Source organism: Lactococcus formosensis (assembly GCF_037892375.1).
Classification (GTDB): Bacteria; Bacillota; Bacilli; order Lactobacillales; family Streptococcaceae; genus Lactococcus; species Lactococcus formosensis.
Window position 1 is genome coordinate 819,994 of the sequence record NZ_CP141721.1, and the last position, 13,781, is coordinate 833,774.

The following is a 13,781-nucleotide window of genomic DNA, read 5'->3' on the forward strand; positions in this document are numbered from 1 at the left end:
AAGGCTATAAAGCCCATTAAATAGGGCATAAACCGAACAAAGATAATTTTTTTTGCAAAAAAGGACAGTTTATTCTTGACAGAAGGGAGTGAGTTTGATAGAATATAATAGTTGTCGCGAGAGAGCACATCTCAAGTGAGAGCGATAGACCTTTGAAAACTGAATAAAGTAGAATGACTATATGCGAGAAGTTAACTTCTTGTATACCAACTGTCAATTCAATAATGAAAGACAAAACAACAGCCAGTTCATTTGATGAACTAAATTTAAATGAGAGTTTGATCCTGGCTCAGGACGAACGCTGGCGGCGTGCCTAATACATGCAAGTCGAGCGATGATTGAAGATAGCTTGCTATTTTCATGAAGAGCGGCGAACGGGTAAGTAACGCGTGGGAAATCTGCCGAGTAGCGGGGGACAACGTTTGGAAACGAACGCTAATACCGCATAACAATGAGAATCGCATGATTCTTATTTGAAAGAAGCAATTGCTTCACTACTTGATGATCCCGCGTTGTATTAGCTAGTTGGTAGTGTAAAGGACTACCAAGGCGATGATACATAGCCGACCTGAGAGGGTGATCGGCCACACTGGGACTGAGACACGGCCCAGACTCCTACGGGAGGCAGCAGTAGGGAATCTTCGGCAATGGGGGCAACCCTGACCGAGCAACGCCGCGTGAGTGAAGAAGGTTTTCGGATCGTAAAACTCTGTTGTTAGAGAAGAACGTTAAGTAGAGTGGAAAATTACTTAAGTGACGGTATCTAACCAGAAAGGGACGGCTAACTACGTGCCAGCAGCCGCGGTAATACGTAGGTCCCAAGCGTTGTCCGGATTTATTGGGCGTAAAGCGAGCGCAGGTGGTTTCTTAAGTCTGATGTAAAAGGCAGTGGCTCAACCATTGTGTGCATTGGAAACTGGGAGACTTGAGTGCAGGAGAGGAGAGTGGAATTCCATGTGTAGCGGTGAAATGCGTAGATATATGGAGGAACACCGGAGGCGAAAGCGGCTCTCTGGCCTGTAACTGACACTGAGGCTCGAAAGCGTGGGGAGCAAACAGGATTAGATACCCTGGTAGTCCACGCCGTAAACGATGAGTGCTAGCTGTAGGGAGCTATAAGTTCTCTGTAGCGCAGCTAACGCATTAAGCACTCCGCCTGGGGAGTACGACCGCAAGGTTGAAACTCAAAGGAATTGACGGGGGCCCGCACAAGCGGTGGAGCATGTGGTTTAATTCGAAGCAACGCGAAGAACCTTACCAGGTCTTGACATACTCGTGCTATCCTTAGAGATAAGGAGTTCCTTCGGGACACGGGATACAGGTGGTGCATGGTTGTCGTCAGCTCGTGTCGTGAGATGTTGGGTTAAGTCCCGCAACGAGCGCAACCCTTATTACTAGTTGCCATCATTAAGTTGGGCACTCTAGTGAGACTGCCGGTGATAAACCGGAGGAAGGTGGGGATGACGTCAAATCATCATGCCCCTTATGACCTGGGCTACACACGTGCTACAATGGATGGTACAACGAGTCGCCAACCCGCGAGGGTGCGCTAATCTCTTAAAACCATTCTCAGTTCGGATTGCAGGCTGCAACTCGCCTGCATGAAGTCGGAATCGCTAGTAATCGCGGATCAGCACGCCGCGGTGAATACGTTCCCGGGCCTTGTACACACCGCCCGTCACACCACGGAAGTTGGGAGTACCCAAAGTAGGTTGCCTAACCGCAAGGAGGGCGCTTCCTAAGGTAAGACCGATGACTGGGGTGAAGTCGTAACAAGGTAGCCGTATCGGAAGGTGCGGCTGGATCACCTCCTTTCTAAGGAATATAAAAAAGATGTCTTCTACTTTATTCAGTTTTGAGGGGTCTATAAAGACCAAACAAGCAGTCTTTTGATGCAAGATAGAGAAGATTGCGTTGAGAGAAGGGGCCTTAGCTCAGCTGGGAGAGCGCCTGCTTTGCACGCAGGAGGTCAGCGGTTCGATCCCGCTAGGCTCCATAAGATACGAAAGTGTCTTGTCAACGAAGACGTTAAAATAGGAATTGATCATTGAAAACTAAATAACAATATCTTATAACGATAAATAAACCGAGAAATGTTTTAAACATTTCTGTAAAGCTGCGAATTATTTTAAATAGTTCGAAAAAACTTATACTTGTTTTAATGGCAAAGTTAATAAGGGCGCACGGTGGATGCCTTGGCATTAAGAGCCGATGAAGGACGTGACTAACGACGATATTCTAGGGGGAGCAGTAAGTACGCATTGATCCCTAGGTCTCCGAATGGGGAAACCCACTATGTTATGCATAGTATCCGTAAGTGAATACATAGCTTACGCGAAGGTAACGCAGAGAACTGAAACATCTAAGTACCTGCAGGAAGAGAAAGTAAAAACGATTTCCTAAGTAGCGGCGAGCGAACGGGAAACAGGCCAAACCAAGAAGCTTGCTTCTTGGGGTTGTAGGACTGCAACGTGGACTTAAAGTCTATAGAAGAATTACCTGGGAAGGTAAGCCAAAGAGAGTAATAGCCTCGTATTTGAAATAGACTTTATACCTAGCAGTATCCTGAGTAGGGCTGGACACGCGAAATCCAGTTTGAATCCGGGAGGACCATCTCCCAAGCCTAAATACTCCTTAATGACCGATAGTGAACCAGTACCGTGAGGGAAAGGTGAAAAGAACCCCGGGAGGGGAGTGAAATAGCACCTGAAACCGTGTGCCTACAAGAAGTTCGAGCCCGTCAATGGGTGAGAGCGTGCCTTTTGTAGAATGAACCGGCGAGTTACGTTATGATGCGAGGTTAAGCTGAAGAGGCGGAGCCGTAGCGAAAGCGAGTCTGAATAGGGCGCTTTAGTATCATGATGTAGACCCGAAACCTAGTGACCTATCCATGAGCAGGTTGAAGGTGCGGTAAGACGCACTGGAGGACCGAACCAGGACACGTTGAAAAGTGTTTGGATGACTTGTGGATAGCGGAGAAATTCCAAACGAACTGGGAGATAGCTGGTTCTCTCCGAAATAGCTTTAGGGCTAGCGTCGCAATTTAAGTGTATTGGAGGTAGAGCACTGTTTGGATGAGGGGCCCATCTCGGGTTACCAATTTCAGATAAACTCCGAATGCTAATACACATGTGCGGCAGTCAGACTGCGAGTGCTAAGATCCGTAGTCGAAAGGGAAACAGCCCAGACCACCAGCTAAGGTCCCAAAATATATGTTAAGTGGAAAAGGATGTGGGGTTGCACAGACAACTAGGATGTTAGCTCAGAAGCAGCTATCATTCAAAGAGTGCGTAATAGCTCACTAGTCGAGTGACCCTGCGCCGAAAATGTACCGGGGCTAAACATATTACCGAAGCTGTGGATTTAATATTAATTAAATGGTAGGAGAGCGTTGTAATCAGCGATGAAGGTATACCGTGAGGGGTGCTGGAGCGATTACAAGTGAGAATGCCGGTATGAGTAGCGCAAGATAAGTGAGAATCTTATCCACCGTAAGACTAAGGTTTCCAGGGGAAGGCTCGTCCGCCCTGGGTTAGTCGGGACCTAAGGCGAGGCCGAAAGGCGTAGTCGATGGACAACAGGTTGATATTCCTGTACTAGTATTGTTAGTGATGGAGGGACGCAGTAGGCTAAAGGGAGCCAGTTAATGGATTCTGGTCTAAGCAGTGAGGTGTGGAATGTGTCAAATGCATTTTCCTTTAACATTGAGCTGTGATGGGGAAGCAACTACGGTTGCGAAGCCCTTGATGTCACACTGCCAAGAAAATCTTCTAGCGTTTAATTCAATACTACCCGTACCGCAAACCGACACAGGTAGTCGAGGCGAGTAGCCTCAGGTGATCGAGAGAACTCTCGTTAAGGAACTCGGCAAAATGACCCCGTAACTTCGGGAGAAGGGGTGCTGTAGAAATACAGCCGCAGTGAAAAGATCCAAGCAACTGTTTATCAAAAACACAGCTCTCTGCTAAACCGCAAGGTGATGTATAGGGGGTGACGCCTGCCCGGTGCTGGAAGGTTAAGAGGAGGGGTTAGCTTAGGCGAAGCTCTGAATTGAAGCCCCAGTAAACGGCGGCCGTAACTATAACGGTCCTAAGGTAGCGAAATTCCTTGTCGGGTAAGTTCCGACCCGCACGAAAGGCGTAATGATTTGGATACTGTCTCAACGAGAGACTCGGTGAAATTTTAGTACCTGTGAAGATGCAGGTTACCCGCGACAGGACGGAAAGACCCCATGGAGCTTTACTGCAGATTGATATTGAGTACCTGTGAAGCATGTACAGGATAGGTAGGAGACTTTGACCTTGGGACGCTAGTTTCAAGTGAGTCGCTGTTGGGATACTACCCTTGCTTCATGGTTGCTCTAACCCACACGCATAATCGGCGTGGGAGACAGTGTCTGTCGGGCAGTTTGACTGGGGCGGTCGCCTCCTAAAGAGTAACGGAGGCGCCCAAAGGTTCCCTCAACATGGTTGGAAATCATGTGTAGAGTGTAAAGGTATAAGGGAGCTTGACTGCGAGAGCTACAACTCGAGCAGGTAGGAAACTAGGGCTTAGTGATCCGGTGGTACCGCATGGAAGGGCCATCGCTCAACGGATAAAAGCTACCCTGGGGATAACAGGCTTATCTCCCCCAAGAGTTCACATCGACGGGGAGGTTTGGCACCTCGATGTCGGCTCGTCGCATCCTGGGGCTGTAGTCGGTCCCAAGGGTTGGGCTGTTCGCCCATTAAAGCGGCACGCGAGCTGGGTTCAGAACGTCGTGAGACAGTTCGGTCCCTATCCGTCGCGGGCGTAGGAAATTTGAGAGGATCTGCCCTTAGTACGAGAGGACCGGGGTGGACTTACCGCTGGTGTACCAGTTGTTCCGCCAGGAGCACCGCTGGGTAGCTATGTAGGGAAGGGATAAGCGCTGAAAGCATCTAAGTGCGAAGCCCACCTCAAGATGAGATTTCCCATTCTTTATGAATTAAGAGCCCTGAGAGATGATCAGGTTGATAGGCTGGAAGTGGAAGTCCTGCGAGGGATGGAGCGGACCAGTACTAATAGCTCGAGGACTTTACCAAGTAATAGAACATATGAGTTTAGCTTTACTTATTTATCAAGAAATTGTTATTTAGTTTTGAGTGTTCAATACATTCAGACCATGATTTGGTATTCATTGCATAGGAGATACACCTGTTCCCATGTCGAACACAGAAGTTAAGTCCTATTACGCCGGAAGTAGTTGGGGGTTGCCCCCTGTGAGATATGGTAAATGCCAAGTGAACTAAAGAAGCTAAGGCTTCTTTTTTTTTATAGATTTGAGGTATAATAGGAGTTATGGAAAACAAGAAAAATACATTACTGCTTATCGACGGTTCTTCGTTAGCATTTCGGGCTTTTTTTGCCCTTTATAATCAAGTAGATCGTTTTGTGGCTCCAAGTGGCTTGCACACTAATGCTATATACGGTTTTCATCTTATGCTGAACAATTTGGTGGAAAGATTAAATCCTAATCATGTTCTGATTGCATTTGACGCAGGAAAAACAACATTTAGGACGGAAATGTTTTCTGCATACAAAGACGGTCGAGCACGTACACCAGATGAATTTCGGGAACAGCTTCCTTTTATAAAGGAACTTATAGAAAAGTTGGGCTATAATCACTATGAGCTTAAAAACTATGAAGCGGATGATATCATTGGTACTTTAGATAAAATGGCTGAACTTCCTGAAGCTGGCGATTACGATGTAACAATCGTAACTGGGGATAAGGATTTGATTCAATTGGCTGACTCAAATACGACAGTTGAAATTTCGAAAAAAGGCGTAGCTGAGTTTGAAAGCTTTACTCCTACTTATTTAATGGAAAAAACAGGCTTAACGCCAGAACAGTTTATTGATCTTAAAGGTTTAATGGGTGATAGCTCGGATAATTATCCTGGGGTAACAAAAGTTGGGGAAAAAACGGCCTTGAAGCTACTTCAAGAATGGGGTTCTATTGATAATCTTTATGAGAATATTGATTCACTGAAGAAAAGTAAGATGAAAGAAAATCTTATTGCTGATCGTGAAATGGCCTTTTTATCTCGTACTCTTGCAACGATTGATACGAAATCACCGATTGAAATTGATCTTGCTGATACTTTGATTAAGCCTGTGGACACAGCAGAATTGATCAAGTTTTATGATGAGATGGGATTTGCGCAATTTAAAGCAAAGCTTGAAACAGCAGAGGCTGATGAGGTTTCGCTCAGCTTTAAAGTTGTGGAAGATGCAACTGATATTTTAGTAGACAAAGATGATTTCTTTTATATTGAAATTTTAAATGAGAATTATCATAAAGAAGACATCATTGGTTTTGCTTGGGGAAACGAAGAAAAAGTTTTTGTATCTAAGAATACAGAACTCCTAAAGAATTTCCCTTTTCCTGAAAATACATACGATTTTAAGAAAAATAAAGTTTTGCTTCATCGCTTAGGTATTGAACTACCTACAGCCAAGTACGACAGTATGTTAGCTAAATATCTTATTTCTACAACAGAAGATAATAAGGTTGAAACTATTAGTCGATTATTTGCTAACAAGTATATCTCTACTGATGAAGAAGTTTACGGCAAAGGAGCAAAACGTCGTATTCCTGAAGATGAAATTCTTTTCAAACATTTGGCAGGTAAAATTCATGTCTTAGCTGCAACGAAAGCGGTAATGATTCAAAATCTCGAGGAAAATGAACAATATCATCTCCTGACGGAAATGGAACTTCCCTTGGCCAACGTGTTAGCTAAAATGGAAATAGCAGGAATAGCTGCTGAAGTGAGCACCTTAGAAGAAATTGGTGCGGCAAATCAGAAGCTAATTGCTGATTTAACTGAAAAAATTTATGAACTTGCAGGTGAAGAATTTAATATTAACTCGCCTAAGCAACTTGGAGTCATTCTTTTTGAAAAATTACAGCTGCCACATGGTAAAAAAACTAAGACAGGCTATTCAACAGCAGCAGATATTTTAGAAAACTTAGCTCAAGACTATGAACTAGTAGCCAAAATACTGGAATATCGTCAAATATCAAAAATTCAATCCACTTATGTGCAAGGATTGATCCCGCAAATAGCTGAAGATGGCCGTATCCATACACGATATGTTCAAGATTTAACGCAAACAGGTCGTCTCTCCTCGATTGATCCAAATCTGCAGAATATTCCAGTACGCCTAGAAGCTGGACGCTTGATTCGTAAAGCTTTTGTCGCAGCTGAAGATAATATTCTTTTGAGTTCCGACTATTCACAGATTGAACTTCGTGTCTTGGCGCATATGTCTAAAGACGAACATCTTATAGATGCCTTTAATCATGGTGCTGACATTCATAGCAGTACAGCAATGCGTGTTTTCAATATAGACAAGCCTGAAAATGTTACGCCTAATGATCGTCGCAATGCGAAAGCTGTCAATTTTGGTATCTCCTATGGAGAAACAGAATACGGACTCGCTAAGCGCTTGAGTATTTCCAATAAGGAAGCAGCAGAGATGATTCAAGCTTATTTTGAACGTTATCCAGGAGTTGCAAATTATATAGCAGAAACAAAGCGTGAAGCGAAAGATAAAGGCTACGTAAGCACGATGTTTAATCGCCGTCGTAAACTACCAGAAATCAATAATCGCAACTTTATGGTGCGTCAAGGTGCAGAACGCCAAGCTATAAATGCTCCGATCCAAGGGTCAGCCGGGGATATCTTGAAAATTGCCATGATTAATCTCGATGCAGCATTGTCAGAAGGCAAGTTTAAAGCCAAATTATTGCTACAAGTTCACGATGAGATTATTCTTGAAGTACCTAAGGAAGAACTTGCGGCGGTTCAAAACTTGGTAAAACAAACCATGGAATCTGCAGTAGAGTTAAATGTTCCCTTACTTGCTGATGAAAATACAGGCGATAGCTGGTATGAAGCAAAATAAATTTTTACAAATAGAATATAAAAACACTCCCTATTGTTAGAGAGTGTTTTTTTCTTTATCAGTAGTTTTGACTGCTTACCGTACGAATCAACCAGATGAAGAAGGCGATAATAGCTAGTGTGAAAAGGAAATGAGTATTGAAGAAGAGAAATAGTCCGCCTAGAAAAAGCTTTGCAAGGAAGATAAAAAGAAGCAATGGCAAGATGAATTTAACAAAGCCTTTGAGAAATAGATAAGTACATAGAATAAAGAATAATAAGAATAGCATAATCATTAACCCTCTCGATTTATTTATATCTTTATTATAACATTCTAAAATCTAGGGATAATCAGTCTTTCGAATGAATTTTAAAGCTCTCCACTGCTGTTCGTAAAACTTATGTAGACGAACAAGTGAGGCAAATGTGAAGCTTCAAGAAATTAAAATAGGCAGAAAAATGATATAATAATATGTAACTAAAATTAAGCTATAATCAAAAAAATGCTAGGATAAGCTCTCGGAAACGGGAGTTTTCCTGCTTTTTATTTGATTGATAGCGGATACAAGTGAAGGAGAAAAATGAAAAAAGAAAAGTTATGGACGCCAAGTTTTATTATTAATATGCTACTCAATTTTATATATTATTTAGTATTTTATATTCCAACGATTGTTATTGGTACACATGCAATGGCAATGTATAATGCTTCTGCAGGTACAGCTGGAATTTTAACAGGACTTTTTATTGTTGGTAGTTTATTTGCACGTCTTTGGGCGGGGAACAACATTGCAAAATGGGGCGTTAAGAAAATGCTCTTTATGGGAACAAGCATTTATTTGCTCTTTGGTTTGGTATACTATCTTGTACCAAGTGTTGAGAGCTTGCTCGTTCTTCGCTTCCTACATGGGATTGGTTTTGGTATAGCAACAACAGCTTCAGGGACTTTAGCAGGAGCAACAGTTCCTTCTTCTCGTAGAGGTGAAGGTATTGGTTATTATGCTTTATCGGTAACGATGTCTTCTGCTATCGGCCCTTTTCTCTCCATGTTTCTTTATGGTAAATATGGTTTCACACTCTTGATTCACCTTTCAAATGTCCTCTTGTTGCTTGCACTTATAGGTATCTTCTTTATTAAAGTGCCTCATACGACTGTAGCGCGTACGGAAAGTATTAAGAAGAAATTCTCTTGGTCAAATTATTTTGAGAAGAAAGCTGTGTCTATTTCTGTAATAGGGATGCTGATAGGTATTGCTTATTCAAGTATTTTGGCATTTATGAATACTTATTCCTCAGAAATTGGGCTTGCAACAGCTGGATCTCTGTTCTTCCTTATTTATGCCCTAGCAATATTGGTTTCACGCCCTGTAACTGGTCGTATTTTTGATATCAAAGGTGATAATTATGTCATGTACCCTGTCTTTATCTTTTTTGCAATTGGCTTGGTACTGATTGGCTGGGCACAGTCTTCAATCATTTTACTGGTGGCAGCTATTTTTATTGGACTGGGTTATGGTTCATTTTCACCTTTTGGTCAAGCTATTGCAATACGTAGCTCAGGCGTTGATCGTTTAGGTGTAGCCACATCGACATTTTTTGGCTTTTTAGATATGGGTGTAGGTTTTGGTCCTTTCATCATGGGGCTTCTCGTTCCATTTTTAGGTTATCGTAATCTGTATTATGCATCAGCAATATTTATCGTTTTAATCATTGTTATCTATTATTTCACCCATGGAAAAAAAGTAAAAAAAGAAGCTCAGTAAGAGCTTCTTTTTAATATGCAGTTTGATTCATGTGTCTCTTCGTATCAATTAAGTTTTGGTAATAAGCGATAGTAGACATTTCGATATATGGGGTTGTCCAGAATTTAGCAAGACCTAGAGTAATACCTGAGAGGATATACCATAAGATGAAGCTCAACAAGAAGAAGAAATAATCTCCACGTGAGCCACGCATTACTTGAGCAGAGGCATTGAGTACGCCCCAAATACCAGTATAAGTTCCAGCTTCTAATTGGTCAAAAAGAATGTAATCTTTTTGTGACCAACCCAAGCCAAGATAGATAGCAAAAGGAATACCAATAATCGTCACTGTTAAAAGACCAATGAGAAGTGCAGTCACTAAGTGAAGAACAAATATTTTTGTCCAACTGCCGTCTTTAAAAGGAGTAAAGACGTTTTTAAAGCGTGGATTTTCTCTTTCGCCACGATATATTTTAATGTAGTTGAAACGCGCACCAACAGTGATAACATCTATAATGATCGAGATCATTAGGCCAATCAGGCCGCCGATAAGTATTCCTAGGAGTACAGAGAGTAATAATCCTGTTGTAATAGTATTAGCATCAAAATTATTGACTGTATCCATATTGGAATTGTAGTTTGATTGGTAAGTCACATTTGTTGAGATAATGCCCCAGAAAATTGGAATTAAGAACAAACGTAATTTGGCACCAAAGTTTTCTCTCAGAGCATCCTTAGCTCTTTCTTTTAAATCTTTAAACTTCATAGTATCCTCCATTTCTTAGAATACCATAAAAGACGGGGCTTCACAACCAAAAACTTTTAGAGAAAGGGGGGTATAGACTGGCTGGGCAAAATCAAAGAAATTTGATATACTTGTAGAAGTTTAAAGGAGTTTACATGACTGAACATGCAATAAAATACAGACTGATTAAAAAAGAAAAACATACAGGCGCGCGTCTCGGTGAAATTATAACGCCACATGGGACTTTTCCAACACCTATGTTCATGCCTGTAGGAACACAAGCCACGGTTAAGACACAATCCCCAGAAGAACTCAAAGAGATGGGCTCTGGGATTATTCTTGCCAACACTTATCATCTATGGCTTCGTCCAGGCGATGAGCTTGTTGCTCAAGCAGGCGGCTTGCACAAATTTATGAACTGGGATCAGCCTATTTTAACGGATAGCGGAGGTTTCCAGGTTTACTCTTTGGTGCAAAATAAGAAAAACATCAGTGAAGAGGGTGTTAAGTTTAAAAGTCATCTCGATGGTCGTGAACTTTTCCTCAATCCTGAAAAAGCGATTTCTATCCAAAATAATTTAGGCTCTGATATTATGATGAGCTTTGATGAATGTCCACCTTTTTATCAACCTTATGATTATGTCAAAGCTTCTGTGGAACGTACATCCCGTTGGGCAGAGCGTGGCCTAAAAGCTCATCAGCGCCCACATGATCAAGGACTTTTCGGTATCGTTCAAGGTGCTGGCTTTGAAGATTTACGCCGCCAATCAGCGCGTGATCTTGTTAGCATGGACTTCCCTGGCTACTCGATTGGGGGACTTGCTGTGGGTGAGTCTCACGCTGAGATGAATGCTGTACTTGACTTTACAACACCGCTTTTGCCAGAAGATAAACCACGTTATTTGATGGGAGTCGGTGCACCAGATAGTTTGATTGATGGCGTCATTCGTGGTGTGGACATGTTTGACTGTGTGCTACCCACACGTATTGCCCGTAATGGTACCGCAATGACAAGTTTTGGCCGTGTGAATATTAAAAATGCCAAATATGAGCTTGACTTCACACCTCTTGACCCAGAATGTGACTGCTATTGCTGCTCAAACTACACCCGTGCTTATTTGCGTCATTTATTCAAGGCAGATGAAACATTTGGCCTACGCCTTTTAAGTTACCATAATTTACATTTCTTGATTAACTTGATGACAAATGTTCGTCAAGCTATCATGGATGATAATCTTCTAGAATTCAGAGAAGATTTTTGTGAAAAATACGGCTACAATAAGCCAAATGCTAAGAACTTTTAAAAATAAAAAACAGAGAAAATTTATGTTTTCTCTGTTTTTGTTTAAATCCCTCATAAAAATATAATCCCATATCTAAAAATGGTAAAATAAGGGAAAGATTGTCAGCATGATGAAGAGGAGGTTTCTCAAAATGTTAAATATTTTGCAGTATGATCCATACCTAGAACCATATAAGGAGGACTTATCCTACCGCTTATTTGAATTTTCAAGAACGAAGAAGCGATTACTTGGAATGGAAGGGAAACTTATAGATTTTGCCAATGGTCATAAATATTTTGGCTTTCAACAAGAAAAAGAGTATTGGACTTTTCGCGAATGGGCGCCCCATGCTGAAAAAGCTTTTTTAGTAGGGGATTTTAATGATTGGACAGACCACCATGAACTAAAGGCAGCTTATGGTGGTGTGTGGGAAATAGTTGTACCAGGTACTTTGCCACTTGGCTCCAAGGTGAAGGTTAAGCTTATTATCAATGGAGCTGAAGTTTATAGGGTACCCTCGTATGTGCTCTATGCTGTTCAAAATGAATATCTTGAGTTTGACGGTATGATTGTTGCTCCAGAATATGAATTTCAACATTCTTCGCCTCTCTTAGAAGAGGAAGCACCACTTATTTATGAAGCTCATATTGGAATTTCTAGTGAAGAGCATAAAATAAATACTTATCAAGAGTTTACACGGGATGTTTTACCTCGTATTAAGGCAGCGGGCTATAATACGATTCAGCTTATGGCTATTATGGAGCATCCTTTATATGCAAGCTTTGGTTATCAAGTTTCTAACTTTTTTGCAATATCAAGCCGTTTCGGAAAACCTGAAGATTTGATGGCTTTGATTGATACAGCACATGGGATGGGACTTCGTGTTTTATTGGATGTGGTCCATTCACATGCTGTAAAAAATGTTGGAGAGGGTCTGAATCTTTTTGATGGAAGTAGTGATCAGTATTTTCATCAAGGCGCGCGTGGTGAACATGCAGCATGGAACACAAAGTTGTTTAACTACGGGAAAGATGAAGTTATTCACTTTCTTTTATCTAACCTCAAGTTTTGGTTAGAGACTTATCATTTTGATGGTTTTCGCTTTGATGGGGTCACGAGTATGTTGTATCATCATCATGGACTAGGGACAAGTTTTGATAGTTATAAGAAGTATTTTTCAACAGAGACAGATATTGAGGCAGTTGTTTATCTTATGCTGGCTACTGAACTTGTTCATCAAGTAAACCCCCAGGCAACACTGATTGCAGAAGATATGTCAGCCATGCCAGGAATGGCACTTCCTATCTCTGAGGGAGGGATTGGATTTGACTATCGCCTTTCAATGGGGGTACCGGATTATTGGATTAAGCAATTTAAAGAAAAAACTGATGAGGACCTTGATTTAATGCAACTTTGGTGGGAATTAACCACACGACGTCCCGGAGAAAAGAACATTGGCTATGTGGAAAGTCATGATCAAGCCTTGGTTGGAGATAAGACACTCATGATGTGGCTGGCAAATGAAGCAATCTATGATGCGATGGATACCCACAGTGAATCCATGGTGGTTGACCGCGCTGTAGCCTTGCATAAAATAGCACGCTTGATTACCTTTAGTTTAGCTGGAGAAGGCTACCTCAACTTTATGGGAAATGAATTTGGTCATCCAGAATGGTTGGATTTTCCAAGAGAAGGAAACCATGATAGTTTTCAACACGCTCGTCGGCAATGGTCTCTCGCAGTAAAGGAGAATTTACGTTACCAATACCTGCTCAAGTTCGATCACGACATGATTGCTTTAGAAAAAAACTATCACTTTTTGAAACAAAGTGATAGCGTGCAACAATACTGGATAAAAAATGAGGATAAGCTTTTAGCTTATCGTAAGGGAAACCTGCTGTTCGTTCTTAATTTCCATCCTATCATGGAGCAAAAACTCCAGCTCGATGTGCCTAATCCTCCGACATTTCTTCTCGATACAGATGATCGAAAATATGGAGGATTTGGTCCTCGATCAAGCTTTTCTTATCAAAAAGAAACGGGGAAACTTAAACTTTCATTAGCTGCACGCACAGCGATGGTCTTTCAATTGTAAAAGTTA

Annotated in this window: 5 protein-coding genes, 1 tRNA gene and 3 rRNA genes; 8 read left to right on the forward strand and 1 reads right to left on the reverse strand. The window is 41.7% G+C overall.

Going from position 1 to position 13,781, the window contains the following annotated elements; genetic code table 11:
- Nucleotides 1-266 precede the first annotated feature (266 nt).
- The 6 genes from VNN39_RS04055 (at nucleotide 267) to VNN39_RS04080 (ending at nucleotide 9,673) form a co-directional block, all read left to right on the forward strand.
- Nucleotides 267-1,815, forward strand: a 16S ribosomal RNA gene (locus VNN39_RS04055).
- Nucleotides 1,816-1,923: 108 nt separating this feature from the next.
- A tRNA-Ala gene (locus VNN39_RS04060) sits at nucleotides 1,924-1,996 on the forward strand.
- Between the two features lie 167 nt (nucleotides 1,997-2,163).
- A 23S ribosomal RNA gene (locus VNN39_RS04065) occupies nucleotides 2,164-5,063 on the forward strand.
- An 84-nt stretch (nucleotides 5,064-5,147) separates the two neighbouring features.
- Nucleotides 5,148-5,263 (forward strand): 5S ribosomal RNA (gene rrf / locus VNN39_RS04070).
- The 16S, 23S and 5S rRNA genes sit together here with 1 tRNA gene alongside, the layout of an rRNA operon.
- A gap of 56 nt (nucleotides 5,264-5,319) precedes the next feature.
- Entirely contained in the window at nucleotides 5,320-7,935 is a 2,616-nt protein-coding gene (polA, locus tag VNN39_RS04075) for a DNA polymerase I (RefSeq protein ID WP_338997915.1), read from the forward strand.
- 559 nt (nucleotides 7,936-8,494) lie between these two features.
- Nucleotides 8,495-9,673 carry an MFS transporter gene (locus tag VNN39_RS04080; RefSeq protein WP_096368971.1) on the forward strand — a complete coding sequence of 393 codons (1,179 nt, stop codon included), beginning with the start codon at nucleotides 8,495-8,497 and terminating at the stop codon, nucleotides 9,671-9,673.
- Between the two features lie 10 nt (nucleotides 9,674-9,683).
- On the opposite strand, the gene VNN39_RS04085 is transcribed toward VNN39_RS04080, so the two are convergent.
- Nucleotides 9,684-10,418 (reverse strand): DUF975 family protein, encoded by a 735-nt coding sequence (locus VNN39_RS04085; protein WP_338997918.1) that lies wholly within the window; start codon nucleotides 10,416-10,418, stop codon nucleotides 9,684-9,686.
- 134 nt (nucleotides 10,419-10,552) lie between these two features.
- Here VNN39_RS04085 and tgt point away from each other — a divergent pair, with 134 nt between their 5' ends.
- Entirely contained in the window at nucleotides 10,553-11,701 is a 1,149-nt protein-coding gene (gene tgt / locus VNN39_RS04090) for a tRNA guanosine(34) transglycosylase Tgt (protein WP_003133524.1), read from the forward strand.
- Nucleotides 11,702-11,807: 106 nt separating this feature from the next.
- Nucleotides 11,808-13,775 carry an alpha-amylase family glycosyl hydrolase gene (locus tag VNN39_RS04095; RefSeq protein WP_338997920.1) on the forward strand — a complete coding sequence of 656 codons (1,968 nt, stop codon included), beginning with the start codon at nucleotides 11,808-11,810 and terminating at the stop codon, nucleotides 13,773-13,775.
- The last annotated feature ends 6 nt before the right edge of the window (nucleotides 13,776-13,781 follow it).

Coding starts and splice junctions, on each gene's coding strand:
- polA (WP_338997915.1), top strand. CDS start 5,320: ATGGAAAACAAGAAAAATACATTACTGCTTATCGACGGTTCTTCGTTA.
- VNN39_RS04080 (WP_096368971.1), top strand. CDS start 8,495: ATGAAAAAAGAAAAGTTATGGACGCCAAGTTTTATTATTAATATGCTA.
- VNN39_RS04085 (WP_338997918.1), bottom strand. CDS start 10,418: ATGAAGTTTAAAGATTTAAAAGAAAGAGCTAAGGATGCTCTGAGAGAA.
- tgt (WP_003133524.1), top strand. CDS start 10,553: ATGACTGAACATGCAATAAAATACAGACTGATTAAAAAAGAAAAACAT.
- VNN39_RS04095 (WP_338997920.1), top strand. CDS start 11,808: ATGATGAAGAGGAGGTTTCTCAAAATGTTAAATATTTTGCAGTATGAT.